Source organism: Mycobacterium sp. E3247, assembly GCF_001667785.1.
In the GTDB taxonomy this organism is placed as follows: Bacteria; Actinomycetota; Actinomycetes; order Mycobacteriales; family Mycobacteriaceae; genus Mycobacterium.
Genome location: NZ_LZJG01000348.1, coordinates 1 through 25,229, shown reverse-complemented (window position 1 = coordinate 25,229; position 25,229 = coordinate 1). Strand labels below are relative to the sequence as shown.

Here is a 25,229-nt window from a genome sequence, read left to right as displayed (position 1 = left end):
GTCACCGGTATGAGGGCACTCGCTCCTGGGTCATTCGACGGCGCGCGACGCTGAGACGGGCCGGTAGGCGGGCTCGATCGCCACGCCGAACGAGCGCGCCGCGAAGGCCAGCATGTGGTAGTGCCCAACCACCATCGGCACCTCGATCAGCTGCTCCTGGTCGTAGTGCGCCGCCAGAATCGACCATGTCGACGCCGAGATCTCGCACTCATCATGGAGTTCGTCGGCGCTTCTCACCAGCGCCGACTCCAGTTCCGTCCAGCCCTCGGCGTCGCCACCGGCGCGGACCCGGTTGACCTCCTCGGAGGTCAACCCGGCGTCCGCGGCAAACACCAGGTGATGCGCCCATTCGTAGGCGGCCCCGCAGCGATCGGCGGTCCGCAGGATCAGCAATTCCCGGTCACGGGCCGACAACTTCCCGCTGAGCAGGCCACCGCACAGCGGCAGCCAGCGGCGGAACAGCCGCTGGTGTCGCACCAGGGTGGTGAACAGGTTGAGGTCACGACCCGGGCCGACTTTATCGAGCAGCTCGTTCGTCGCGTTATCGCGCTCGTCGACCGGGAGGGGCGCTATGCGGACTTCGGAGCGGTCTTCCCCTGTCGAGGCGACGCCCTCAGGCATGCGCCGGGACGGCAACGGGCGGGAACGCACGCTCGGGGTCGATGCTCTTCAACCGGGGCAAGACCTTCTCTGCGAACAATTCCTGATTGGCCGTACCGATTTCGGGGCTCATTCCCGCGAAGGAAAGTACCGCCGTCATCCCGACGCCGTCGATGCGACGAACATGGTCGGTCAACTGTTCCACCACCTCGTCCGGCGTGCCATAGACCTGCAGTTCGGCGAGGAATTTCACGAAGTTATCCGCCCCGTGCTTTTCGATGTTGGCGGCGAACTTGCCGTAGTACTCGTACCCGGGGACCTTCGATAGGCCGGGATTGCTGAACTCGTACCAATCGAACGTCGATTTCGCGTACCGATAGTGGTATTGCTCGTGCAGCTCTTGTGCCGCAGCTGAGGACTCGTGCACGATCACAAAGGACATGAGCAGTGGTTTAGGCGGCTCGTAACCGTTTAACTCGACGAACCGATCGTGGTACGTCTTGACGTCGGCAACCGTGACGTCCCAGGGCTTTTGGGCGATCACCATGATGCCCGCACCGAGTTCAGCAACGATGTCCATCGATTCCGGCGACACCGAGGATGCGTAGGTGCGGTTGCGCAGCGGAGCCAGCGGCTGGGGTCGAAGTTGCACGGGCGCCTGCTTCCAGAGTTCACCGTCCGACTCGATGATTCCGGTGTCGAAGGCGTTGAGGATGCCTTGTGCATACTCCTGGAAGCGCTGGCGCGACTCCCCCATGTTCAGCCGGAAGCCCTCGAATTCGTGGCGGCCGAGGCCCCGACCGATGCCGAACAACAGACGACCGTTCGAGAGGTGGTCGAGCACCGAGAGCTCCTCAGCGACCCGCAGCGGCTCATGCCACGGAAGCACCACGACTGAGGATCCCAGCCGGACGTGTTTAGTCTTGGCGGCCAGATACGTCAACAGCTGCAACGTGTTTGGTGACACGTCGTAGCCGCCGAAGTGATGCTCGGCGATCCAAAACGACTCGAAGCCCAGCGGCTCTGCCTGTTCTGCAAGCGCTATCTCGTGCTTGTAAAGCGCCGAGTCGGAACGATCCTCGTCGGGATTCTGAAAGAACACACTCTTGCCAACATGCATGTGCTTGACCTATCTGAAGACCGAATAACAGTTAGATTCTACCACAAATTCGAAAGTAGGGAACGCAATATGGCGCATGTCGCATGCCGATCGCCCATCGTTTAGCGCGCGTTCCACACGGGTGGACGCTTCTCGGCGAAAGCACGCGGCCCTTCCTTCGCGTCCTCGCTGGCAAGGAGCAGCTCACCCTCGCGTGCGACTCTGGCCCACTTCGGCTCCTCGGCCTCGATGATGCGGTCATCAGCTCCGTAAGCAAGGCGCTTGCTGGCCTGCACCGCCAGCGGCGCGTTCACGGCGATCTGCTCGGCGAGCTGCAGCGCAGTCTCCACCACCGTGCCGTCGGGCACGACCCTGTTCACTAATCCCCAACGTGCCGCCTCGGCAGCCGAAATCGGGCTGCCCGTATACAAGAGTTCGAGTGCGACCTTGCGCGGCAGTTGCTCGACGATACGGAAGACGCCACCCGCACCCGCAATCAAACCGCGCTTCACCTCCGGCAGGCCGAATACGGCGCGCTCCTCCGCCACGACCAGGTCGCTCGCAAGCGCCAGCTCTGTGCCGCCACCGAGTGCTGAACCGTTGACGGCGGCGATGACCGGCTTGTCGATGAAGTGATGGACGAGTCCGGCAAGACCCCATTCTGGATGGTTAGGGTGCAGCACGCTTTCGCCACGAGACAACGCCTTGAGGTCGGCGCCTGCGCAGAACGACTTGTCACCGGCACCGGTCACGACGACCGCCCAGACTGCCGGATCCTGCTGCGCCGCCTCGAGCGCATCACCAACGGCTGTACTTACCGCTTCGTTCACCGCATTGCGGGCGTCGGGTCTGTTGATGGTGATCACGAGGACCCGTCCGGACCTCCGGACGAGCGCCGCATTCGTGGTCACGGCCTCCGACGTTGTCACACCAGCTCCACGATGGTCGCGTTGGCCTGCCCGCCACCTTCGCACATCGATTGCAGCCCATATCTAATGTTGTTCGCCCTCATGTGATGGATCATGGTCGTCAGCAGGCGGGCACCGGAGCCCCCGAGGGGATGGCCGAGCGCGATCGCGCCGCCGTTCGGGTTCAACAGCTTCTCGTCCGCGCCGATCTCGAGCTGCCATGCCATCGGCACCGGTGCAAACGCCTCGTTGATCTCGAACACCCCGATGTCGCGAACGTTAAGTCCAGACTTGCGCAGCGCCTTCTGGGTGGCCGGAATAGGTGCGGTGAGCATCAGGACCGGATCGGCGCCCGCGAGCACGGCGGTGTGCACGCGCGCGATCGGCGTGCAGCCGAGCTCCTGGGCCTTCTCTCCCGACATGACCAGCAGCGCCGCCGACCCATCGGAGATTTGGGAGGCGTTGCCAGCGTGGATGACGCCGTCCTCCTTGAAGGCCGGCTTGAGACCAGCGAGCGTTTCTACCGATGTTCCGCGCCGAATACCTTCATCGGCTGTCACGACGGAACCGTCGGCGCGTCGAATGGGCACAATCTGGTCATCGAAAGCGTGCGAATCCTGTGCGGCCGCGGCCTTCTGGTGGGATTGAGCGGAGAACTCGTCGAGTTGTGTTCGGCTCAGTCCCCAACGCTCGGCGACCAGCTCCGCTCCCACACCTTGATTTGGGATTCCGTAGCGTGCTTGAAACCGCTCGGGGAAAGGGCCGGCACCGAATTCGGCCGCAGAACCGATGGTCACCTGGGACATCGACTCCACTCCCCCGGCGACCACGACGTCGTACTGCCCGGCGATCACGCCGGCCGCGGCGAAGTGCAAACTCTGCTGACTCGATCCGCATTGCCGATCGACCGTCACGCCGGTGACCGTGTCCGGCCATCCGGCAGTCAGCGCCGCGGTGCGTGCGATGTCACTGGACTGTTCGCCGATCTGGCCAACACAACCCCAGATCACGTCGTCGACAACGGCGGGATCGACGCCGGCTCGGTCCACCAGCGCGGCGAGTACTTGGGCGGAGAGCTCCGCGGGGTGGACGTCGGCCAGTCGACCGTTGCGCTTACCGACGGGCGATCGAACAGCCTCTACGATGTATGCGTCGACCATGAAATGTGTTCCCTTCTTGCTTTGCGTTGAGGACGCGCCGATTCGATATTTCTGCGAACGCCATTGCGTCACAGTTGCTTTGAGTGGGGCCAGTGCCCGAGAGCACTGGCAACTCGACGTGACAGGGAGTCAGAACTTATAGGCGCCCGACAGGAGATACTTGGCGATGGTGCGCCGCTGAACTTCTGGCGGACCCTCGCTGATTCTCGACACGCGTGTCGTGTGCCAGCCATGGATCATCGCCGCTTCGTTGCTCAGGCCGATCCCGCCCAGGATCTGCATTGACCGGTCGTACACGCGGTACATCGCCTCGGCGACGAGCGCGTGGCTCATCGCGGACTCAAATCGTGCCTGATCCCCAGCGTCGTGCTTACGCGCCACATCGAGCGACGCCAAACGCGAGGTGTAAATGTCAATGCAGTTGTCGGCAAGCATGTTTTGGATCGACTGATGCTCACTCAGGGTCTTGCCGAATGTCTTGCGTACCTTCGCATAGTCGACCGCCTTATCGTTCGCCCACCGGCCCAGACCGATCAGCCGCGCGAGCTTCGTCATCTTCAGCAGGCCAGAGCCCTCCATCGCGACGCGGAAGCCCTCGCCAACTTCACCGAGCCGGTACTCATCCGGGATGCGGACGTCGTTGAAGGTGAGAATTGCTTCTTCGCCGCCGATTTCGTCGAACACCTTGACGATTGAGTACAAGTCGTATCCCGGAACATCGGTGGGCACGTAGAAGCCCGTCAACCCTCCCTTTCGCGCCGCAAAGCGCTCGCGGTCGGTGATGGCGAACGTGATCAAGAAGTCAGCGGTCGGCGCCCACGAGGCCCATTGCTTGGTGCCGTTGAGCACCCAGTGGCCTCCGTCACGGACAGCGGTGGTGGTCATCATCCAGGCGTCGGAGCCTGCGTCGGGCTCCGACATCGCAAATGATCCCTGTACCTCGCCGCGCAGGAGCTTGGGCACCAGATCAGCCTTAAGAGCGTCGGATGCGTAGGTCCACAACGCCGTCGGACCTGTGCTCGCGTGTGCGAGGACCTGGAAGGCCAGCTGCGTCTGGGGTGAGCCATACCGGTGACAGAGAGCCTCGAATACTTCGAAGTACAGTTCGGCACTCAGCCCGCCGCCGCCGAGTTCGGTAGGGCAGAACATCGTGTAGAAGCCGGCCTCGGCCGAAGCCATTCGCGCAGCCCTACGGGCCTGAACTACCTCGTCGGCGATGCGCCCGTCCTCGCGCCAGTACAGCCGCGGATCGTGCAGAGCCGCCTCGATGGGTTGCTGAATTTTCGCGACTTCTCTGTCGATGAAGGCGAATAGCGCGTCGCACACCTCCTTGGCGCCCGGAGCGGCGGATTCGATGTCGTGATTTGTTGCGACGGCCACCTAATCACTCCCTTGGAACCTCGGTCTGGCCCATTTCGGACCAGACCGAGGCAAGTCGCTAATTCTGAAGACAGGCTTCTACGTCGATGTGATACAGGCGGGCCGCATTTTCGTAGAAGATCTTGCGGCACGCGTCCATGGGTAATTCGTTGAGCGTCTCGTCGACCACTTCCCGCGGAGACATCGCGGTCGAGGCGGGCCCGGGAGACAGGCTCGTCGGATGGGGGAAGTCCGTCTCGAACATCAGGTTGTCGGCGTACGCCGCGCCCATGTAGCGCACGGTTTCGCGTTCGAACCAGTAAGTGGTGTAGATCTGCTTGCGGAAGTAGTGGCTGGGAAGTTCGCGGTCCGGATGAGCCTTCGCAGCACCGGAGTTCTTCCAGTTCCAGTCGGCGCTCTCGATCAGATAGGGGATCCACCCGAAGCCGCTTTCGACATTGACAAAGTTCAGGCCGGGGTATTTGTGGCACACTCCGGACAGCAACAGCTCGGACACGTTCTCGCACAGACCCATCAAGGACATTGTGGTCTCCTGCGCGTAGTCGGCCGGGCCCTGCACGTCCTTGATCATGCGAACCCAGTCCTCTTCGGTCTGAGATTGATATCCGACATGGAAGTTAACGGAGAGCTGACGTTCCTCGGCCGCCTTCAGGATCGGGGCCCAATGGTCTTCCCGCAGGCGCGGCAGGCCCAACTTGTAGGGCTTGGCTATGAAGTTGATTCCGCGGTGCCCATTGTCGTGGCACCGGTTCATCTCCTTCACCGCCTCGTCCAGGTCCCAGAAGGGCAGCGTCGTAAGGCAAACGAACCGTTCCGGAGCCACAGAAGCGAACTCGGTCAGGAAGTCGTTGTAGGCGCGGATGCAATCCAAGACGAGTTCGGGCTCGTTGTAGCCCATGAAGGCGTCCATGGAAAACGCCAGTAGGTTGGGGTACGGAACCTCGGCAGCGATCTTCATCGCGTCCATCCGCTTCACCCGCTCCTTGGCATCGAACGCGGCGGGGTCCGCCGTCTCCGCGGACGGCGGATGCTTTGGCGGATACTCGTGCCACCCGGCCATCGCATAGCCGGACACCCCGGACAGTCGGCGCCCCCCGATGATCCAGATGTCTTCGCCCCGGCGCTCGTCGAAGACCACCTTGGGAGCGAGCTCGCTCCACTTCGAAGGCAGCCGCGACGTCCACAGATCGGGCGGCTCGCTCAGATGTGTATCGGTATCGATGATCGGCATCACTGGGGTGCTCAATTGAGCAACCTCCTTTTCAGGCACGGCCAACTGCAGCAGCCAGATGACTTTCTACTATATAGTCGAAACTAGCATTTCGTTAGGACGGAACGCAACAAGCATCCGACGCCGTCGATCACGTCCGCGCAGCCTCGCTTCAGGGTCCGCGGCCGCGGGTGGCGGCCTACTGCCACCGCGTGCATTCGAGCGGCTGCCGGAGCCCGGTAAGCGACGCATGACGACCGAACACGCCAGCGCCGCTATTCTACCTTGTGCTAGATTCTGTTGCCGTACCGAATCTTGCCCGAAGGCTGCCGTGACTGCTTCGTCGTTCGACCACGCACTGCTGCGAGATGTATTCGCCTGTCACCCCACGGGAATCGTGTTCATCGGCGCCATGGTCGATTCCGCTCCGTGCGGAATGGCCCTCAGTACGTTTACGCCCGTATCGCTTGCCCCGCCCCTGGTTTCGGTGTGCGTGCAGAACAGTTCGTCGACCTGGCCTCGCCTTCGCACGTGCGGCCGCCTTGGCATCAGCGTGCTGAGCCACGGTCACAGCGGCGCCGTCCCGTCACTGTCAGCGAAGACGGGCGGCCGCTTCTCCGGCGTCACGGTCGTCTCATCTCCGAGCGGCGCCGTTTTCCTTGGCGGGTGCAGTGTGTGGATCGAGGCCAGTCTTTACCAGGCCGTCGAGGCCGGGGATCACAGCATCGTCATATTGCAGATCACCGACATCACCCGGCATGACGATGTACAACCAATCGTTTTCTATCGCAGCCGGTGCCATGCGCTGGCCGTCGTCGAAGCGTGAACCACCATCAAATCCGCCGTTCGGCATCATCAGGAAGGAACATTCATGGCAGGAGTGCAGGATCGGGTCATCGTCGTCACCGGAGCCGGGGGCGGCTTGGGACGCGAGTATGCATTGACGCTCGCGCGAGAGGGTGCCAGCGTTGTGGTCAATGATCTCGGCGGGGCACGCGACGGCAGCGGCGCCGGGCAGAACATGGCCGACGATGTGGTCGAGGAGATCCTGGACGCCGGCGGGCGCGCAGTGGCCAACTACGACAGCGTGGCCGAGCCAGCGGGTGCCGAAAACATCATCAAGACCGCGCTCGATGAATTCGGCAAGATCGACGGCGTCGTCAGCAACGCGGGCATTTTGCGTGACGGCACCTTCCACAAGATGACGTTCGACAACTGGGACGCCGTGCAGAAGGTGCATCTCTACGGCGGGTACAACGTCATCCGCGCCGCGTGGCCGCACTTTCGCGAGCAGCACTTCGGCCGCGTGGTCGTCGCCACCTCGACCAGCGGGCTGTTCGGCAACTTCGGCCAGGCCAACTACGGCGCGGCCAAACTGGGACTTGTCGGGCTGATCAATACGCTTGCGCAGGAGGGCGCAAAATACGACATCATGGCCAACGCCGTGGCGCCCATCGCCGCGACGCGCATGACGCAGGACATCATGACACCGGAGGTCTTCGAGCGCTTGACACCCGAGTATGTCGCGCCCGTGGTGGGCTACCTGATGACGGAGGAGAACTCCGACAGCGCTTCGGTGTTCATCGTGGGCGGCGGCAAGGTGCAGCGCGCCGTGTTGTTCCAGACCGACGGCGTGACCTTCACCGGGGCGGCGCCGAGCATCGACGATGTTGCGGCGAAGTGGGACGAGATCACTGACGTCTCAGCCGCCAAGCTGGCCACCTTCGACGTCGACGCGCTCTAGATGCACGCCCGAGAGGGCCGCCACGGGTACGACGCGGCGGCCCTCTCGGGCGTTACGCCTCGTAGCCGTCGGTGCCTGCCCGCGCTATCACGACCCGACCGATGACCGAGCGCGCCGACATCCTCAGCAGGAACTCGACCAAGGTCGCCACGTCTTCGGCCGGGATCATTTCCTCGGGCGCGATGCGGCCACGTACCCACTCCGACATGTCGGTGTCGACGTAGGCAGGCGCGATCGCGGTAGCAGATATGCCGGTGCCCGACTCTTCGGCGTTCAGCGTGTCCACCAGCGAGGCAATCGCGGCCTTCGAGGCGCCGTACGCAGCCAGTTGGGCCTCGGCGTAGATGGCGGTGATCGAGGAAAGCACGATGATCTTGGCCCCCTCAGACGGATGCCGAGCGACCGCCGCGCGGAGCATCGGCAAGGCTTCCTGGATCAGGACGAAGGGGTTCCGGAAGTTGACCGCGATGGTCTTGTCGAGTCGCTTCAGCGGGTAGTCGGCGATCAACCCTGCCGTACCGACGCCGGCATTGAGTATCAATGCCGACATGTCGCCGTATTCGTCACGGTGCCGCCGGATCAGACCGACCGGGGCATCCGGATCAGCGATGTCCGCGGCGACGGAAAGTACTGCAGGCGCGCCTAATTCGCGGAGTTCGTCGCGCACCGCCACCAGGGCTTCTTCGTTGCGAGCGGTGATGGTAAGCGCCATGTTCCGCTCGGCCAGGCGCCGTGCGATAGCCAATCCGATCCCGCGAGAGGCGCCGGTGATGAGGGCAGAACGCGCATGCGTGCCGTCGGCCATCACGCTCGACTCGGGGACGTCTCGAACGCGGCGTCGATCTTTCGGAATCGGCGCGCGATCGGCTCGCGGCACTCCTCGTGAGTGAACAAGTACAGCTCGTTGGAACCGATTGCGTCGACGACGATCTTCGCGGCGTCGTGGGGCGACACGATGCGGCCCGCAAATCCAGGGTCGTCGAAGTCAACATCGGAGGCGGCATTCGGACCGCCGAGGTGAGCCGGGCGATTGCGATGCGAGTGCTCGATGTTCGTCCCGACCTTCATCGGGCAGAGCACGCTGACCTTTACCAGCGATTCGCGCAGTTCACGATGCAGCGTCTCGGCGAGCGCCACAACACCGTACTTGGTGACCGAGTAGGGACCCAGTCCTGCATTGGCGACGAGGCCCGCGAACGATGCCGTGAAGATGATGTGCGCACTCCGGGCGGCCCGCACGATCGATGGGAGAAACACCTCGACACCATGAATGGGACCCCAGAGATTGACGCCGATCATCCACTCCCAGTCCTCGTGCGTTGCGTCGACCAGCGGCCCCGTGGCTCCCACGCCGGCGTTGAGGAACAAGATGTCGACGGGGCCGAAGTGCTGACTTGTGCGCGCTGCAAGGCTCTCGACGTCCGCACGCTTGGAGACGTCAGTACGGACTGGCAACACCTCGGTGCCGGCAGGCAGTTCCGCTGCAGCTGAGTTCAAAGCCGCCTGTTCGATGTCGGCCAGCACGAGCTTGCAACCCCGATCCGCCAGCCTTCGTGCCGTAGCCAAACCGATCCCGCTGGCGCCGCCGGTGATGACGGCGACTTTGCCCCTCAATGATTCACTCGAGCCCATGTGCTGACACCGTCCTTTGCTGGCACCGTGCGTGAACGCTGGGCGATCGGTATCGCGAGACACGCATCGAGAGATCGGTCGTGACCATACTTTCTATATATCAGTAGATTCTAGCTTAGGCTGGTGCGTAGTGACAACGAACTCTCAGGCGAGCGACACTACCGAGACCGTGTTCTTCTGTGCGTCGCTGGGTGGGATGCCGAAAGAGTGGGCGCTGAGACATGTTCAGACGATCGGCACGAAGCTCGCTTCCTTGCTGAAAGACTAAGCGGCGCCCAGACCGCGCAGCACGAAACCCAGCAGATAGTCGACCTCGTCGGTGACGTCTGTCATCGACTTCTGGTGAAACCGGTCGAGAAGTGCGGCCTCGAAAGCCGCCCGAATCGACCGAGCATCCACCTCCGGACTGCACGCGGTGAAGATTCCTTCTGCTTTGCCTCGGTGAAGTATGGCGGCGATCGATGCCTGATCGGCCGCCATCCCGATTTCGAGTTCGCGCGCATAACCTGGAGTGCGCCGCAGTTCCTCGGAGTAGAAAATCGCCACCCTCTTGCGCTTGCGCGGATTCGACACCAGCTCGAACATGTGCGTCATCCACGACCGCAGGGCCTCCACCGGGGTTTCCGCGCGCGCCACTACCTCGCGCAGTTGCTCCTGCACCGCCTTGCGATCCCTCCGAAACATCTCCAACAGAAGATCGTGTTTGGTGCTGAAGTTCCGGTAGAAGGCCCGCGTGCCGAGACCGGCTTCATCGAGTATCTCGGTGATCGATGTCAGCGACTCGCCACTGCGATCCAAGCACCGGTAGGCAGCGTCGATGATGTGCTGTCGCTCCGATGAGCGACTGATCGTCCGAGTCTCAGCCACAATGGATTACACCGGCGTCCTGCCATTTCGCGATTGTTGCGTCATCGTAGCCGAACACCCGCAGCACCGCGACCGTGTGCCGCACGGCCAGACGTCCGCCGGGCGCCCTGATCTCCGACCGACTCGGCCCGACCAGCGACGAAAACCGCAGGGGCGCCTCGAGCATCAAACCCTCTGCCCCGCGGTCCGCCAGGAACTGCTTGCAGAACGCGCCGGGCAGCGTGGTGGACAGGTCGACGACGCGGATGCCAGCCAGCGGTGTCGTCGGTTCGGGGGCGGCAAGGGCGTCGGAGGTCGAGGGCATTCGACGCGACTCCTGCGAAAGGTCGGTTTTCGGCACTGCATCGCATTCCGAGCCAATGTACGTGCCTTGTGTCGCACAATAACCTGCCAGCGCTGGGGATTCAATCCGTCGATCGGTGGAATCGCCGTTGACATGTGACACCCAGCCTCCTAGCCTAGTGAAAAATGGTTTTTCAAAAGCCAGTACCCGGTTGGAGGCAGGCATGACCAAGATCTGGACGAATTCTGGTGATTCACACTTTCTGGAACCCGACGATCTCTGGCAATCCCGGCTGCCGAAGCGGTTGGCCGAGTTGTGTCCGCGGTCGGAGAAGGATCCCGACGGTGAGTACGAGACGGTTTACGTCGACGGTCAGATCTTTCGGCGGAAGCTGCCGTCGTCGGCGATGGTGGCCTTCGTTGAGTTGGCCTCGAAGCCGCAGGGCCTGCGAGATGCCCGGGCGCGGCTCGGCGACTTGGATCAGGAGGGCGTGTGGGGTGAGGTGATCTTTCCGTCGCTGGGCATGTGGGCCTCATCGTTCCGGACGCCGGAGCTGCTGAAGGCGTGCATGCGCGCGAGCAATGAGTGGGCGCTTGAGGAGATCTGTGCGGTGTCACCGCGCTATGTGGTCACAGCGCAGGTCTCGACGCTGGTGGTGGACGACGCGGTGGAGGAACTGCAGTGGGCGGCCGGCAAGGGGTTCAAGGCGGTGTTCCTGCCGACGTCGCCGCACCCGAGCGCACCGGACTGGCACCGCGACGACTGGGAGCCCTTGTGGGCGGCGGCCGAGGAGGCCGGCATGGTGCTCGCGTTCCATATCGGCACCGATCCGGTGCCCGTGGAGGCCGGCAACAGTGTGACCGGCGGCGCGGGTCAGGTATATCGCGGCCCGGGTGGGGCCATCATGAACTACGCCGAGACGACATTCTCCGGGCAGCGGGCCACCATGAAGCTGGTGGCTTGCGGTGCACTGGACCGGCATCCGAACTTGAAGGTGTTGATCTCTGAGGGCGGCGCGACGTGGGTTCCGTTTTTGGGTGACCGTCTGCTGGAGGGGTATCGCCAGCACCATATGGCGGTGCGGCCCAAGCTGAGCCGCAGCCCGAAGGAGATCCTCTACAGCCAGGTCTACGCGTCGTTCCAGCACGACGAGACCGCGGTGGCGGCCTTCGACCACATGGGGTATCGCAACGTGATGTTCGGCAGCGACTATCCGCACATGGAGGGCACGTTCGGCCACACCCAGGACACGCTTAAGACGCTGTTCGACGGGGTCAGCGACGATACACGGCTGCGCATCACCCAGGGCGCGTTCTTCGAGCTGTTCCCCGACGTCCCGCCCGTACCAGCCGAAAGCATCTGAACTGGTGGGCAATTCGGATGGTCTGCGTGACGTCGCCATCGTCGGAATTGGCGCGACGCCCTACTACAAGCGGGGCGGGTCGTTGCCGAAGACCGTAACCGAACTCGCCGGTGAGGCGATCCTCGCCGCCTGTGAGGATGCCGGGCTATCGGTGCGCGACATCGACGGTTTTGCCTATTACTCGGGTGCCAGCGCCGGGTACGCCGAGAAGATGGACACCGGCGATTTCGTGGAAACCCTCGGCATACCGGAGGTCCGGTTCACCGCGGCGCTGACCTCGGGCGGCGGTGGTTCGGCCGGGGCGATCGGGCTGGCGCGTGCGGCGATTGTCGCCGGCGATGCTTCTGTGGTCGTCACTGTGATGGCGTTGCAGCAGTCCAAACAGCGTCTGGGAGCGGTATTCTCGGCGATGGAGCCCGACGCGATCAACTCGTTCCTGCAGCCGTCGGGGCTGTTCGGTCCGGGTCAGCTGATGTCGGTGTTGGCGCGTCGGCATATGCATCTCTACGGCACGCGGCGCGAGGCTTTCGCCGAGATCGCGATCTCGACGCGGGCCAATGCGCTGAACCGGCCCAAGGCGATTCACCGGGAACCACTGACGCTCGAAGACTATTTCAACGCGCGGATGATCGCAGAACCGTTGTGCCTCTACGACTTCTGCCAGGAGACTGACGGTGCCGTCGCGGTGATCACGACGAGCGCCGACCGTGCCCGCGATCTGCGCCAACCACCGGTCCCAGTGGTCGCCGCCGCCCATGGTGGAGTCAAGCAGTGGGGTCGCGCGTTCGCGTGGATGGGTATGCCCGATGAGTACTTCGCTTCCTCGGGTAACAAGCCGATCGCCGAGCGGCTCTACCGGCAGGCCGGGATCAGCGCCGCCGACATCGACGTGGCGCTGCTCTACGACCACTTCACCCCGATGGTGCTGATGCAACTCGAGGACTACGGATTCTGCGAGAAGGGGGAGGGCGGCGCGTTCGTGGAGAGCGGGGCGATTCGCTACGACGGCGGCTCGATCCCGCTCAACCCACACGGCGGTCAACTATCGGAGGCCTACATCGTTGGCATGACCCATATCATGGAAGGAGTCGAGCAGATGCGCGGCACCGCCATCAACCAGGTGACCGACGCCGAACTCGCGTTGATCACCGGGGGGCCGGCCAGTCTGCCGGTCAGCGGGCTGATCCTGGGGCGCGCCGCATGAGCGCGCCCCCCGCCACACTGGCGACAACCCTTCCCGGCGAGCACATCCGGATCGCGGTCAACAAACACACCGAACCGTTTTGGCAGGCAGCCAAAGAGCAACGTCTTGTCGCCCCGCAGTGCGCCGACTGCGGATCCTTCCGGCTGCCGCCCACACCGTTCTGCCCGGAATGCCAGTCCACGGCCGTCAACTGGGTTCAGCTGAGTGGCGATGCGACCGTCTACAGCTTCGCGGTTGTGCACGGCATTCCCGGCATGCCCGAATTGACGTTGGTACCAGCGGTCGTCGACCTGCCCGACGCACCGGGTGCGCGACTGGTGAGCAACGTCGTCGACATCGCGCCGACCGATTTGACGATCGGAATGGCGCTGCGCGTGGACTTTTCGCCCATCGCCGATGGCTGGATGCTTCCAATTTTCCGGCCGTACAACGGAGCCACTGGTGGCTGACGACGACAGCGCCCTGCACGAGAAACCGCTCGAATTTTTCGCCAGCATCGCCAACACCGGCGGCGACTGTGACGGGCAGGCGATCCTGCCCGACAACGGGCGCTTCCGTGCCTGGTGCTCGTGCGGCAACTGGAGCGTCGAGGTCGACGACTCCGAAGACGGTTTGAGATTGGCACGCATCCACACCGGCAGCCCGCCGCACTGAGGTCAGAGGAGAAAACTCGTGGGGAATCTCGAAGGCAGAGTCGCCTTCATCACCGGCGCGGCTCGAGGGCAAGGTCGCGCGCACGCCGTCCGCCTGGCCAGTGAAGGCGCCGACATCATCGGGCTGGACATCTGCGCCGACATCGACTCCATGGACTATCCCAACGCGACCCCCGCTGACCTCGAAGAGACAGTCAAGCTCGTTGAGGATCGTGGCCGACGAATTGTGGCCCGCCAAGCCGACGTTCGCGACGCCGACGCCGTCAACGCTGTTGTCCGCGAAGGTGTCGCCGAATTCGGGCGCCTGGACATCGTGGTGGCCAACGCCGGAATCGTGCGACTCAGTGAAGGCTCGAAGCGACGCGAGATCTTCCGCGACATCATCGACGTGAACTTGGTCGGTGTGTGGAACACCGTCGAGGCGGCGATCCCCGCTCTGATCGACGGCGGCCGCGGCGGATCGATCGTGATCACCAGCTCGAGCGCTGGTTTGAAGGCCACCGGCACCGACCGTGCAGGTGGCCAGGCCTACGCCGCCGCCAAACGCGGTCTCGTAGCTTTGATGCAGGTGTGGGCCAACCACCTTGGGCCACAATCAATCCGAGTCAACACCATCCACCCAACCGGGGTGGCTACCGGCATGGTGATGAACGAGACAATGGCCAAGCTATTCGAAGCCAACGACGCGGCGCTGACCGCCATGCAGAACGTCCTTCCGATACAGATCCTGCAACCCGAAGATGTCGCGGAAGCTGTCGCATGGCTGGTTTCCGACGCGGCCAAATTCATCACAGGCACCGCTTGGCCCCTCGACGCCGGCTTCGCGGTTCGGTAACACACAACGGGAGAGCCAATGATTACGTCGACACTTGCAACGCCGCGCCCGGAAGTCTCGCTGAGGATCGGCGGCGAAAAACGGCATACCGCGTCTGGAGGCACCTACCAACACATCAACCCGTGCGATGGGACACCCGACGCCGAGATCCCCATGGCAGGCGCCGCCGAGATCGACGAGGCTGTCGAGGCCGCCCACGGCGCGTTTCTTGGTTGGCGGCAGACCAATCCGGCCGAGCGCAGGCGTATTCTGATGCGCTTTGCAGACCTGATCGAGCAAAATACCGACGACTTCACCCGCCTCGGTACCTTTGACAACGGCACGCCGTCGGGGTTGGTGGGCGGGCTCGTCGCGATGTCGGTCGAGTGGACGCGTTACTACGCGGGTTGGGCCGACAAGATCAGCAGTGACATCGCGTCCTCGTTCCGAACCCACGGTGAGTTCAGCTATACACTCAGTCAGCCTTACGGGGTGATCGGCGTGATCATCACCTGGAACGGCCCCCTCATCTCCTTGGCGATGAAAGTGCCTGCGGCACTTGCCGCGGGCAACACCGTGGTGATCAAGCCGTCCGAGCTCACCCCTTTCAGCGCCAATCTGTACGCGGATCTCGCTGCAGAGGCCGGTATTCCCGCCGGCGTCATCAACGTGGTTCCCGGATCCGCTGAAGCCGGGGCGAGGCTGGTCGCCCATCCGCTCGTCAAGAAAGTCACCTTTACCGGCGGCCCGGATACGGCGCGCAAGATCCTCTCGACCTGTGCCGAGCAGATCAAGCCGGCAGTCATGGAGCTCGGCGGCAAATCCGGCAACATCATCTTCGAGGACGCTGATCTTGACCTCGCCTGCGGCTACGGAACGATGATGTCGGTGGGCTTGATGAGCGGCCAGGGCTGCGCCCTTCCGACCCGAATGATCGTGGCAAGACCGCTCTATGACGACGTCATCGCGCGAGTCTCGGCGATCGCGTCGATGATCAAAGTGGGTGACCCGTTCGATCTGGACACCCTGAGCGGTCCTGTCGTGAATGAAGCAGCACTGGAGCGGATCGTGGGCATGATCGACCGCGCCAAACAGGACGGCGCACGATTGATCACGGGCGGTGAGCGCATCGGCGGTGACCTCGCGGACGGATACTTCCTGCAGCCCACGGTGTTCGCAGACGTCGACCCCAATTCCGAACTGGCGCAAAAAGAGGTCTTCGGACCGGTGCTGTCGATCATGCCGTTCGACACCGAAGACGAAGCCATCGAGATCGCGAACAGCACCCCCTACGGGCTGTCCGGGTGCCTGTTCACGAACAATCTCAAACGCGCCCACCGTGTCGTTGAAGCGCTCGAGACTGGAGAAGTCCTGATCAACGGCGCCATTAACCTGGGGGTGCACCGACCCTTCGGGGGTATCGGCATCAGCGGGATGGGCAGGGAAGGCGGTCGGCAAGGGCTGGACGAGTTCCTGTGGACCAAGAGCGTGAGCATCGCCTAACTAGCCCAAGCATGAGCGAAGACGACTTAGGCACGCCACGTTTCGGCCTGCACCCGTTGCATGGAATTCACGAGCCGACCCAAGGGACGCCGCGACTACTGCCTGGCTCAGTGCGGCGAACCAGCTCCATCGATATGACGCGCAAAACCGGCTCCATAGATCCGGTCTACTTGTCGGGCCGAGCACGCGACGTCAAGACGGCGTGCGACGGCACCACGACGGAGGTGGGCCACGCCCGCCTGGAAGCGACGGTCGAGACGTTCGCTCGGGTCGTTCAGCACCTCGAGGTCGAACCGATCGTTGCCAACATGAATCTCAGTGGGGCGCCGGCGATGAGCGGCTTTCGCGCTGCGGTTGACAAGGCCGCGCCCGATCTGCGGCGACGCCGCGACTTGCGCTATACGTTGCTCGATGATGTCCCCGTCGCCACACTCATCTCCGGTCATGCGCTGTCAGCGTCGGGAGTGCTCGGAGTCGCAGCGAAGTCAGGTTATCTGCCGATCGCCGACCGGTGCGCCGGCTTCGTCACCGGCGGTCTGCTGATGACCTCGTTCGAGGGCGGTGACCCCGCCGTCGTGACCGGCCCGCCGGCCCCTGCGCTCGAGGACCCGGCCGATCCACTCGCCTGGCACGCCATGGCCCCGCTGCCTGTTCACGGCATGCGACGACGGCGCCGACTTGACGTTCAACCCTGCTCGGATAGTTCAAAGGTGTCGATCAGTGCGATGTTTCGCGACAGCTATGTCCGCGCCGACAGCACCGAGACCATCATCCACGAATACACGCTCGATGCATCGGTAGATGCAGACACGGGGGTCATACTGCACTCGCAGGCGATACCCAGAGTTCTGCCTTGGCAGGAATGTCCAGGCGCCGTTGCGAGCGCAACTCGCATCACCGGAATGAGGCTGGACGAGCTGCACTTCCGGGTCCGCCAGGAGCTGGCCGGCACGTCGACGTGCACGCACCTGAACGATCTGCTGCGCAGCGTCGCCGATACCGCGGCGCTGATCCCGCTGCTGAGCACCCCCTGAGAACAACCGGCGAATGGACCATCAATGCCCCTACCTTGAATTTCGACGTCTCCGACGTCATCGGCAGCGAACCGCTCACACAAGCGGCGTGAGCCTTCCTCCCGGCCCAACCACTGGAGGCACCGGCGATCCTGGCACGTCTGGCGGGAGGGTTGTACGACAAGCACTACTGACACATGGAGATTCCCGGTCACACCCAACGTTCAATGGTGAAGTGCCGGTGTAGTTTCTGCGAGACTTGGCGTCCGTGTAGCGGTTCGGGTCGTCGCCGAACTCACCGAGCAGCCACTGATCCACTAGATTGTCGCCAGGCGTCCTCGTGCCCGATAGTGGTTGCACCACAAGATAAGTCGAAGACGGTCCGCCAACAGGTCCCCGACAGCGATGTCTTCGACGTGCGCACCCTCGCCGCGCATCTGGGTTGGGTCGATGGCGCTGCCTCGGGCGCCGGAGAGGCTCGCTAGTAATAGCTTGACAGTTCATCAAATGTTTTGACATTTAACCGTTTCGGGTGTCATCCTGGCGTTACACAGGTCACACCATGCGTCTTTCCCCATGAGGAGCGTTTATGGCAGCAGTAACTCCGGTACCGGGCCGGCCGCCCCTCGCTGATTTGCTGGTTGTCGATATGTCCACCACCCTGGCGGGCGCATACACCTCGCAGTTCCTCGCCGATTGCGGCGCCAACGTGATCCTGGTTGAACCGCCCGACGGCAGCTCCCTCCGACAGCTCCCGGGATGGCCCGCGCTGCTACGCGGCAGACGTTCGGTCACCCTCGATGTCCACGAACCTGACGACCGTCAACGACTCTGGCAGCTGCTAGAAAACGCCGATGTGCTCGTGACGACCGCGCGGCCGGCGGACGGGAGCCGCCTCGGACTCACGCCCGAATTGGTGACACAGCGCTGCCCCAGACTTGTGCACGCGTCGATTACCGGGTGGGGGTCGAAAGGCCCGTGGCGAAACTACAAGGGCTGGGAAGCGTTGGTCCTGGCCAAGATCGGCATCATGCACGAGAAGCGTGGCGTCACCCCACGAAGCGGGCCTGCCTACGTCTCGGCCCCCTATGCGTCTTGGGGCGCGGCCCACGCCGCCGTGCAAGGAATCCTGGCAGCATTGATCGAGCGGGATTCGAGCGGTCGCGGTCAAGTCGTCGAATCCAATCTCGTAACGGGCGTGGGGGCGAACGATACCTGGAACTGGTTCCACGAATTAGTGCTCGACCGGTATCCGGGCGCCTTCGAACCAGCGGGCGCGGTGTACGACGAACAGAGCCGCCCGCTGATCCCCCTGGTGTATTCGGTCTTGGCGGCCCCCACCAAAGACGGTCGCTGGTTGCAGTTCGCCCAGGTATCGCCGCGATTGATGCATGCCTGGCTAACAGAGCTCGACTTGTTGACCGAACTTGCGAACCCAAAATGGGAGGGTTTTCCCACGCTACCCACGCAAGAACTGCGCACGGAATTCTGGGACCTGATGATCGAGCGGGTCAGGGCGCGCACTCTCGCGGAATGGCAGCAGGCATTCGATGCAAACGAAAATCTAAGTGCCGAGATTTTCCGCACACCCAGCGAGTCACTGAACCATCCCCAGACTCTTCATCAAGGCCGAGCTGTGACTGTGGACGACCCCGAGCTTGGCCCGGTGCACCAGCCGTCGACGTTGATCCACTCCGATGGCCAGCCACTCGCGGCGTTGCGTCCAGCTCCGGGCGTAGGACAGCACAATGCGTCGGTGTGGGGGTTGCGCCGGGAGCCGCCCAACCTCCCTGCGGCCGGTGAGGTCGCTGCGGGACTTCCTCTACATGGGACGACGATCCTCGAATTCGGTTCGATGTTCGCCGGGCCCTACGGCGCCACGCTGCTCACCGACCTCGGTGCGCGGGTAATCAAAGTCGAACCGCTCGACGGCGACAACATCCGAAACATGCTTCCGTTCCCGGAGGCTGGTGGTGCAAAGGTGCTGCAAGGCAAGGAAAGCTGCGCGGTCGACTTCACCAAACCAGAGGGGCTCAGCCTGATATACGAGCTGGTAAAGCGTTGCGACATCGTCGTTCAGTGCTTCCGCGGGCAAGCAGCTGAACGAGCCAAGATCGACGAAGCTACGCTCAAGGCGATAAACCCCGATTTGGTAGTCCTGAGCACCTCCGGCTACGGCCTCGATGGGCCATTCGGACATCGACCCGCGTACGCACCGTCCATCGCCGCGGCGTCCGGTCTGGCCGTTCTCGACAGCGGCGACGCAATGCACCCGCCGACCGACTTGGATGACCTGCACCGCACGGCCGCCACGCTGTTCTCCGGCGGAACGATTTCTGCGGTGCAGGCCGACGGTATCGCCGCGCTGGGTGTCGCCTCCGCGTTGCTCGCGTGCCTTTACGCGAAGCGGCGCGGCATCGATATGCACCACACCGAAACCACCATGCTGGGCACGGTTCAGAACGCCCTCATCTGGTCGAACGTCAGCTATCGCGACCAGCCGCCGGTGCCGACAGCCGACGCGGAGTTCCTCGGCCTCACGGCCCTCTACCGGCTGTACCGCGCCGCCGACGGTTGGGTGTTTCTCGCCGCTCCCCTGGCGCGAGAATGGGAACCTTTCGCGAAGGCTATGCAGGCCTACGTCGACCTGCTGGGCGACGAGCGCTTCGTCGATACCGCATCACGGGCACGCAACGACGATGTCTTGGCACGCGTCTTGGAACAGGTCTTCCTGACGAAGACCAAACTCGAGTGGGAGTACGAGCTGACCGCACAGGACGTCGGATGCGTCGAAGTCGCCGACCGCAATTCGGGCATCGTCCTGCAAAGCGACACGTGCCGCGATGCTGGGTATTCGGTGGAAGCTGACAGTCCCATCTTCGACAAACATCTTCGGCTGGCACCGCTTTACCGGTTCTCCCGGTCGTTGACAAAGGCCAGCGGAGGCTGCACCGTGGGTCAGCACACGACCGCAATTCTGAGCGAGATCGGCATCGACGACAACCAGATCGCTGATCTGCGGTCGCGAGGGATCATCGCATGCGGTTAAAGGTGTCGACGGGCTTGTTGCGTTGCCGTGTGTGGCGCCAAGCCGGCGACATCGGCCACGATGGTGGCTCACGCTCCGCCAGCGCAGCAACGAAGACACCAATCGTTTTCTGCGGCAGTACTTCCCGGACAACACCACCCTGAACGCGTATACCGTCGAGCGTCCACTCGCAGTCGAGTACAAGATCAATCAGCCCACGCTGGCCTGTCGGTGGTGATCACTTGTCCCTGTTCTACGACAGATTCTCTGCGCAATTAGCTAAGCTAGTTGACCTCTCCGCGATATAGGCATCTCAAATCTCGCTTAGGGCAGCAGCTCTCGCGCACTCGGTTTCTGCCCACCTGAGAAAAGGACGACGGACAGATTCGGCGCCGCGCCGATGGCACTCACGCTCACCAGCGCTATTGATAGTTTTCTAGTAAATGGTAGATTCTAACTCTCGGACGGTTATCGCGATAACGCAAGGAGGCGTTGTATGGCTGCGGTCGAAGTTGAACCGTCGCGTGGGTGGTCCGTTGCCGCCAAGACGAAGAGGGCGCCGCGGGTCCGCACCATCCCCCCGATCGTTGTGTGGGCGACAGTCGGTGCGACGTTTGTCGGCCTGGCGATCTATGTCGCGGCGAGCTGGATCCTGGGGGGGCGCGCCACACCGACACCGATCGGTGACCACAACCCCGACTTGGGTAACGACCTCAAATTCTGCATTGCGTTCCAGGTATTCACGGTGATCACGGTCGTCGGCACCCTGGTTTACGTAGGACGTCAGTGTATTCGCGAAAGGCGCTTGACGTTTGACGCCATCCTTATCATCGCCTATCTGCTGCTAATCCAATGGGATCCGATCCTCAACTACATCCTGCCGCAGTTCTCATACTCGTCGTTGATGGTGAACTTTGGCTCGTGGACAACCGACATGCCCGGGTGGGTGTCCCCGCGTGGCAACCTCATGCCCGAGCCCACCATCCTCATCGGGGTCGGCTTCATCTGGAGCGCTGCGCTGTGCATGATCGGGTGCGCGTTCCTGCGCAAATTTGTGATGAGGCGGTGGCCACAGACCGGCAAGCTGGGCGTTATTGCGTGGTCGATTGCCTTCATGGCAGTCATGGATCTCAACGAGGTGGCCCTCACCAGTTTGCACGTCATTGCATATCCAGACACCGTCGGCTGGTTGACGCTGTTGAAGGGCACGACCCATCAGTTCCCTCTTTACGAACCGATCGTGTGGGGCGCCCTTGGCTGGGCGCCGTTGATGGTGCTGCGGTTCTACCGCGATGATCGCGGTCAGTCGGTGGTCGAGCGGGGCGTGGAGCGGCTCAATGTATCCAGCAAGACCAAGGCCGCCCTGCAGATCCTGGCCGTCGCCGCCGTGACCAACATCGGGTACTTCGCCTACAACATCGTGTTCATTTGGATTGGCCTGCAAAACGATAACGACAACTGGGAGATGTACCCCTCCCATCTGAGAAATGGGATGTGCGGTCAGGGAACGCCTTATCTCTGCCCGGACCCGGCGCATGGGCGGCCGATACCGACCGGCGGTCAGCCAGGTTCGCCGAACGACATTCCTGGCGACGGCAGCACGTGGGTCGATCTCTACCTAGGCCGATAGCGCCATCGGGTAGAGGGCTACTCCAGCCCTTGGGCAGTCATCGAAGGGGAATAGGACCTCGCGGACGAGTCCAGGATTGCTTCTATGCAAACAACAACGAATCGGTCAACGGCTCCTACGTCGTCGGTTGATAAACATCCTGCCGGAGACGAGCTCGGGGCAGTGCTCGGCGCCTGGCGTCCCGGTTACCTGGGCTGACTAAGCGGCCGACCACTTCCGCGATCATGCGGCGCTCGAAGCTGTCGACCTGACCGGGTCGCCGACGGAGTTGACCGTGGCTTGGCGCGGGCGGCCCTTGAGGTGGGCCGCCACGGTCGTCGCGCTACGGAGATGCCTTTCCAGGTTCTCACCGAGCGCGAGTAAACCGCCAACGTCGCCATCGCGAGCACAACTCCTTCTCGAGCTGGACCAAGACCTTCACCGATCTGCGGCTGTGTGCGGCGATCGTGGACCGTTTGACGTTCGCCAGCAACATCATTGAGACCGGCACCGAGTCCTACCGACTAGCGAACGCCCGCGCGGTGCGGGATAAGGCGTGGCAGCAGAATGGTTCGCAGGGTTCGATCAGTTCGGTGGTGAATCCGTTCGGGTGCAGCACCGTAATGGTCAGTGCAACGAAGGAGCGAAGCGGCTCATGTCAGGGCGAAGGCCTATGTATGTCGAGTCCTGATCCGGGATTAGCTCGTCGGGTCCTTCCGGGGTCTGGGAGCGGCGCACTCACAGTCTGGTTCGGAAGGCGAGAGACCCGCCTACCTGTCTGCGTGGTTATATGCGGGATTGCGGCCGGCGATCGCGGCAAGGATGTCCCCTGGATCGATTCCCCACCGCTGCGGGGCGCGGGGGCTCCACGCCAGCGAAAGGACGTAGGGCGGCGGTGGTTCGCCGAACGGGCGCACCGCGAACGCTGGGTCGTCGAATACCCGCCACGGCCCGCCGGCCTCTAGGCTCAGCGACGGAATCACGGTGCGATGAGTGCGGATCCGGCTTGCCATCGCGGCCACGTCGAGGCTGTCAATGCGGTCGAACCGCGTCACGCTGTGGCAGACCATGAAGTCGTGCAGGTTGTTGAGCACCGAGGGGAACGGCGTATCGGGCGGCAGTGTCACTTCACGTCGGGCGAGGTCCCCCCAGTCGATGTGGTCACGCGCGGCGAGCGGGTCGTCGCCGCGCATGACGAGCACGTAGTCGAAAACGGCCACCTGCTGGTACGGCAGCCCGGCGCAGTCGGACGTCGGGTTCACCAATGCGAAATCCAGCGTGCCGGCCGCAAGCCGGCGCGGCAGCTGGTCCGGTTCAACGAGTTGAACCTCGACATTCGACGTTGTTAGGTCGCGCAGGGCATCCACCGTGCGGTCTAAGACCGTCGGTGGCGAAAGATGAAATGCGCCAACCGTTATCGCGAGCGCTTCGTACCCTAACGATCGCGCGTAGTCGCCCAGCGAGTCAGCATGACGCACGACTTCAGCAGCTCGTTCGCAAAGCGCTAAACCCGCGGCCGTCAGGCGCACGTCATGGTGTTCGCGAATGAACAAGTCCACCCCGAGTTCGGTCTCCAGCGCCCGCACGGCGCGGCTGACCGGTGCCGGGGTCAGATGCAAACGCTGGGCTGCCCGGCCGAAGTGCTGCTCTTCAGCGACCGCGACAAAACAACGCAGGTGGCGCAGTTCCATGGCGCCAGTTTGACACTCGACACTCGTCGCGCGCTGCGGTTTACGCAACGTTGGGATGCACAAAACGCACTGGACATCGGTGGCTGCGGTTTGAACAATTTGTGCCATGCCAACGCCATTGACATTCGAAGTGACGGCCAGTATCGAGACCGGTGAGCGGCTGACCCAGACGGCATGGGCCTTCCTGCCGCCGCGGCCGGCTGGTGCGGTCGCGGCGCTCTTGTGTCTGGCCGGCGGGCTCTACGACAAGCGCTATTGGCACATGCAGATTGACGGGCACCCCGGCTACAGCTTCGGAGAGCACCTGGCCGCCGCTGGCTATATCGTCCTCGCCCTGGACCACCTCGCCGTCGGCGAGAGCACTGACCCAATCGCATCCGGCCAGCTAGGGCTGGAGTTGCTGGCTGCCGGCGACGCGGAGGTGGCCCGGCAGGTCCGTGAAGGCCTGCGCAATGGCGATCTCATCGACGGCGTTTCGCCGCTGGCCGGCCCTCTGGTCGGTGTAGGCCACTCAATGGGCGCATGCCTGACCACGATGGTGCAGGCCAACACCGGTATCTACGACGCGGTGGTGTTGCTCGGGTACGGGGTACAAGTCACCAACATTTACCAAGAAACAACAGATGCCGCCGATCTCGAAAGCCGGGTCCAGCAATCAATGTCGCTGGCTTGCCAGCTCTCGGGTGCCAGTCCGCAGGACAGCCACATGACCGTTCCGCGGTCATATCTTGAGGGCCTGTTCTATGCCGGAGAGGTACCACAGCAGGTGATCGACGCCGACACCGCCGCGCAAAGTCGGGTGCCGGTGCGCGCGGGCGCCGAGGTCGCCACGCCGGGATTCGTCGAGCGCTACGCGCCACAGGTGAATGTTCCAGTGTTCCTAGGATTCGGCGCAGCGATTGACGTGTCGCCCAATTCGTACGCCGAACCTGCCAACTATACGGGCTCTGCTGACGTGACACTGCACCTCGTGCCGAAGTCAGGTCACTGCCACAACTTCGCCAGCCACCGTTACGAGCTGTGGGATCGCATCGCCGCGTGGGTTCCGACGGTGACTTGACGATCTGCTCATGCCGCCGACCGCCGGCCGACATAAGTGTGCTGCTGGAAGAAAGCGCCGATACAAACAGAGTCCTCCCGCGGGACCTTCTCGCGCATCGAGGAATCGCACGCCGCGCCCGCCATATCGAGCAGTTCGGCCTTGCCCGTGGTACGGCGTCCGTCGGGCCGACTGCGACGATGGCGGGTGCGTCCGGATCTAGGAGCGATCCCTCAAGCACGAGCATCCTCGGATAGGAGCGTCGTCGATCGCCGCGTCGGATGCGCCGTAGCCGGTCCCGTCGGCGTCTTCGGAGGTCTTCGCATTCGCTGTTTCGGCTGCGTCGACTATTATCTGTGTCTCCTCCAATTATGTTGACACGAATCAAAAGTCATGAGTTACCACTCTCGAACCAGACCAACCTGGGTC

At 63.1% G+C, this 25,229-nt stretch carries 23 protein-coding genes and 1 pseudogene; 13 read left to right on the top strand and 11 right to left on the bottom strand.

The window, feature by feature from the left end; translation table 11 throughout:
* Positions 1-30 precede the first annotated feature (30 nt).
* The 6 genes from A9X04_RS19100 to A9X04_RS19075 form a co-directional block, all read right to left on the bottom strand.
* Positions 31-621, bottom strand: a complete 591-nt coding sequence (locus A9X04_RS19100; RefSeq protein ID WP_067923958.1) for a carboxymuconolactone decarboxylase family protein — start codon at positions 619-621, stop codon at positions 31-33.
* Positions 614-1,720: an LLM class flavin-dependent oxidoreductase gene (locus A9X04_RS19095; RefSeq protein ID WP_067923822.1), complete on the bottom strand. Its 1,107-nt coding sequence runs from the start codon at positions 1,718-1,720 to the stop codon at positions 614-616. The genes A9X04_RS19100 and A9X04_RS19095 overlap by 8 nt, the downstream gene beginning before the upstream one ends.
* Before the next feature lie 101 nt (positions 1,721-1,821).
* Positions 1,822-2,610 (bottom strand): crotonase/enoyl-CoA hydratase family protein, encoded by a 789-nt coding sequence (locus A9X04_RS19090; protein WP_082975110.1) that lies wholly within the window; start codon positions 2,608-2,610, stop codon positions 1,822-1,824.
* 14 nt (positions 2,611-2,624) lie between these two features.
* Positions 2,625-3,767 (bottom strand): thiolase family protein, encoded by a 1,143-nt coding sequence (locus A9X04_RS19085; RefSeq protein ID WP_067923818.1) that lies wholly within the window; start codon positions 3,765-3,767, stop codon positions 2,625-2,627.
* Between the two features lie 129 nt (positions 3,768-3,896).
* On the bottom strand, positions 3,897-5,147 hold the full coding sequence (locus tag A9X04_RS19080) for an acyl-CoA dehydrogenase family protein (protein ID WP_082975104.1): 1,251 nt from the start codon (positions 5,145-5,147) through the stop codon (positions 3,897-3,899).
* A 58-nt stretch (positions 5,148-5,205) separates the two neighbouring features.
* Positions 5,206-6,417 carry an amidohydrolase family protein gene (locus A9X04_RS19075; protein WP_231985764.1) on the bottom strand — a complete coding sequence of 404 codons (1,212 nt, stop codon included), beginning with the start codon at positions 6,415-6,417 and terminating at the stop codon, positions 5,206-5,208.
* A 271-nt stretch (positions 6,418-6,688) separates the two neighbouring features.
* Between A9X04_RS19075 and A9X04_RS19070 the strand changes: the two genes are divergently transcribed.
* Together A9X04_RS19070 and A9X04_RS19065 are read left to right on the top strand one after the other, a co-directional pair.
* On the top strand, positions 6,689-7,183 hold the full coding sequence (locus tag A9X04_RS19070) for a flavin reductase family protein (RefSeq protein WP_067923812.1): 495 nt from the start codon (positions 6,689-6,691) through the stop codon (positions 7,181-7,183).
* 45 nt (positions 7,184-7,228) lie between these two features.
* A complete protein-coding gene (locus A9X04_RS19065) occupies positions 7,229-8,101 on the top strand; it encodes an SDR family oxidoreductase (protein ID WP_067923810.1) in 873 nt (290 codons plus the stop codon).
* 52 nt (positions 8,102-8,153) lie between these two features.
* Here A9X04_RS19065 and A9X04_RS19060 read toward each other — a convergent pair whose 3' ends face one another.
* The 4 genes from A9X04_RS19060 to A9X04_RS31610 all read right to left on the bottom strand — a co-directional run bounded on the left by A9X04_RS19060 (position 8,154) and on the right by A9X04_RS31610 (position 10,904).
* The gene (locus A9X04_RS19060; protein ID WP_067923807.1) at positions 8,154-8,906 is read right to left on the bottom strand and encodes an SDR family oxidoreductase; all 753 of its coding nucleotides are present in this window, start codon (positions 8,904-8,906) and stop codon (positions 8,154-8,156) included.
* The gene (locus A9X04_RS19055; protein ID WP_067923805.1) at positions 8,906-9,733 is read right to left on the bottom strand and encodes an SDR family NAD(P)-dependent oxidoreductase; all 828 of its coding nucleotides are present in this window, start codon (positions 9,731-9,733) and stop codon (positions 8,906-8,908) included. Before A9X04_RS19055 ends, A9X04_RS19060 begins: the two co-directional genes overlap by 1 nt.
* 264 nt (positions 9,734-9,997) lie before the next feature.
* Positions 9,998-10,600: a TetR/AcrR family transcriptional regulator gene (locus tag A9X04_RS19050; protein WP_067923802.1), complete on the bottom strand. Its 603-nt coding sequence runs from the start codon at positions 10,598-10,600 to the stop codon at positions 9,998-10,000.
* Positions 10,593-10,904, bottom strand: a complete 312-nt coding sequence (locus A9X04_RS31610) for a CoA transferase (RefSeq protein WP_067923799.1) — start codon at positions 10,902-10,904, stop codon at positions 10,593-10,595. Before A9X04_RS31610 ends, A9X04_RS19050 begins: the two co-directional genes overlap by 8 nt.
* A gap of 202 nt (positions 10,905-11,106) precedes the next feature.
* Here A9X04_RS31610 and A9X04_RS19040 point away from each other — a divergent pair, with 202 nt between their 5' ends.
* The 10 genes and pseudogenes from A9X04_RS19040 to A9X04_RS31000 form a co-directional block, all read left to right on the top strand.
* The gene (locus A9X04_RS19040; RefSeq protein ID WP_067923797.1) at positions 11,107-12,246 is read left to right on the top strand and encodes an amidohydrolase family protein; all 1,140 of its coding nucleotides are present in this window, start codon (positions 11,107-11,109) and stop codon (positions 12,244-12,246) included.
* Between the two features lie 4 nt (positions 12,247-12,250).
* Positions 12,251-13,450, top strand: a complete 1,200-nt coding sequence (locus A9X04_RS19035) for a thiolase (RefSeq protein WP_067923794.1) — start codon at positions 12,251-12,253, stop codon at positions 13,448-13,450.
* A complete protein-coding gene (locus A9X04_RS19030) occupies positions 13,447-13,899 on the top strand; it encodes a Zn-ribbon domain-containing OB-fold protein (RefSeq protein ID WP_067923791.1) in 453 nt (150 codons plus the stop codon). The genes A9X04_RS19035 and A9X04_RS19030 overlap by 4 nt, the downstream gene beginning before the upstream one ends.
* Complete coding sequence (locus tag A9X04_RS19025; protein ID WP_369807551.1) at positions 13,892-14,104, top strand: hypothetical protein; 213 nt, start codon at positions 13,892-13,894, stop codon at positions 14,102-14,104. Before A9X04_RS19030 ends, A9X04_RS19025 begins: the two co-directional genes overlap by 8 nt.
* Before the next feature lie 18 nt (positions 14,105-14,122).
* The gene (locus A9X04_RS19020; protein WP_067923786.1) at positions 14,123-14,938 is read left to right on the top strand and encodes a mycofactocin-coupled SDR family oxidoreductase; all 816 of its coding nucleotides are present in this window, start codon (positions 14,123-14,125) and stop codon (positions 14,936-14,938) included.
* Between the two features lie 21 nt (positions 14,939-14,959).
* Entirely contained in the window at positions 14,960-16,420 is a 1,461-nt protein-coding gene (locus tag A9X04_RS19015) for an aldehyde dehydrogenase (protein ID WP_067923952.1), read from the top strand.
* A gap of 11 nt (positions 16,421-16,431) precedes the next feature.
* Positions 16,432-17,454 (top strand): DUF2889 domain-containing protein, encoded by a 1,023-nt coding sequence (locus A9X04_RS19010; protein ID WP_197509235.1) that lies wholly within the window; start codon positions 16,432-16,434, stop codon positions 17,452-17,454.
* Between the two features lie 568 nt (positions 17,455-18,022).
* A complete protein-coding gene (locus tag A9X04_RS19005; RefSeq protein ID WP_067923780.1) occupies positions 18,023-20,482 on the top strand; it encodes a CaiB/BaiF CoA-transferase family protein in 2,460 nt (819 codons plus the stop codon).
* Positions 20,483-20,957: 475 nt separating this feature from the next.
* Positions 20,958-22,091 (top strand): spirocyclase AveC family protein, encoded by a 1,134-nt coding sequence (locus tag A9X04_RS18995; RefSeq protein WP_082962371.1) that lies wholly within the window; start codon positions 20,958-20,960, stop codon positions 22,089-22,091.
* 315 nt (positions 22,092-22,406) lie between these two features.
* Positions 22,407-22,618, top strand: a pseudogene (locus A9X04_RS31000) (ATP-binding protein); the annotation flags it as partial.
* Positions 22,619-22,840: 222 nt separating this feature from the next.
* Here the strand turns inward: A9X04_RS31000 and A9X04_RS18990 are convergent.
* Positions 22,841-23,761 carry a LysR family transcriptional regulator gene (locus tag A9X04_RS18990; RefSeq protein WP_067923771.1) on the bottom strand — a complete coding sequence of 307 codons (921 nt, stop codon included), beginning with the start codon at positions 23,759-23,761 and terminating at the stop codon, positions 22,841-22,843.
* A 106-nt stretch (positions 23,762-23,867) separates the two neighbouring features.
* On the opposite strand from A9X04_RS18990, the gene A9X04_RS18985 reads away from it, so the two are divergent.
* Positions 23,868-24,821: an alpha/beta hydrolase gene (locus tag A9X04_RS18985; protein ID WP_067923768.1), complete on the top strand. Its 954-nt coding sequence runs from the start codon at positions 23,868-23,870 to the stop codon at positions 24,819-24,821.
* Positions 24,822-25,229 lie beyond the last annotated feature (408 nt).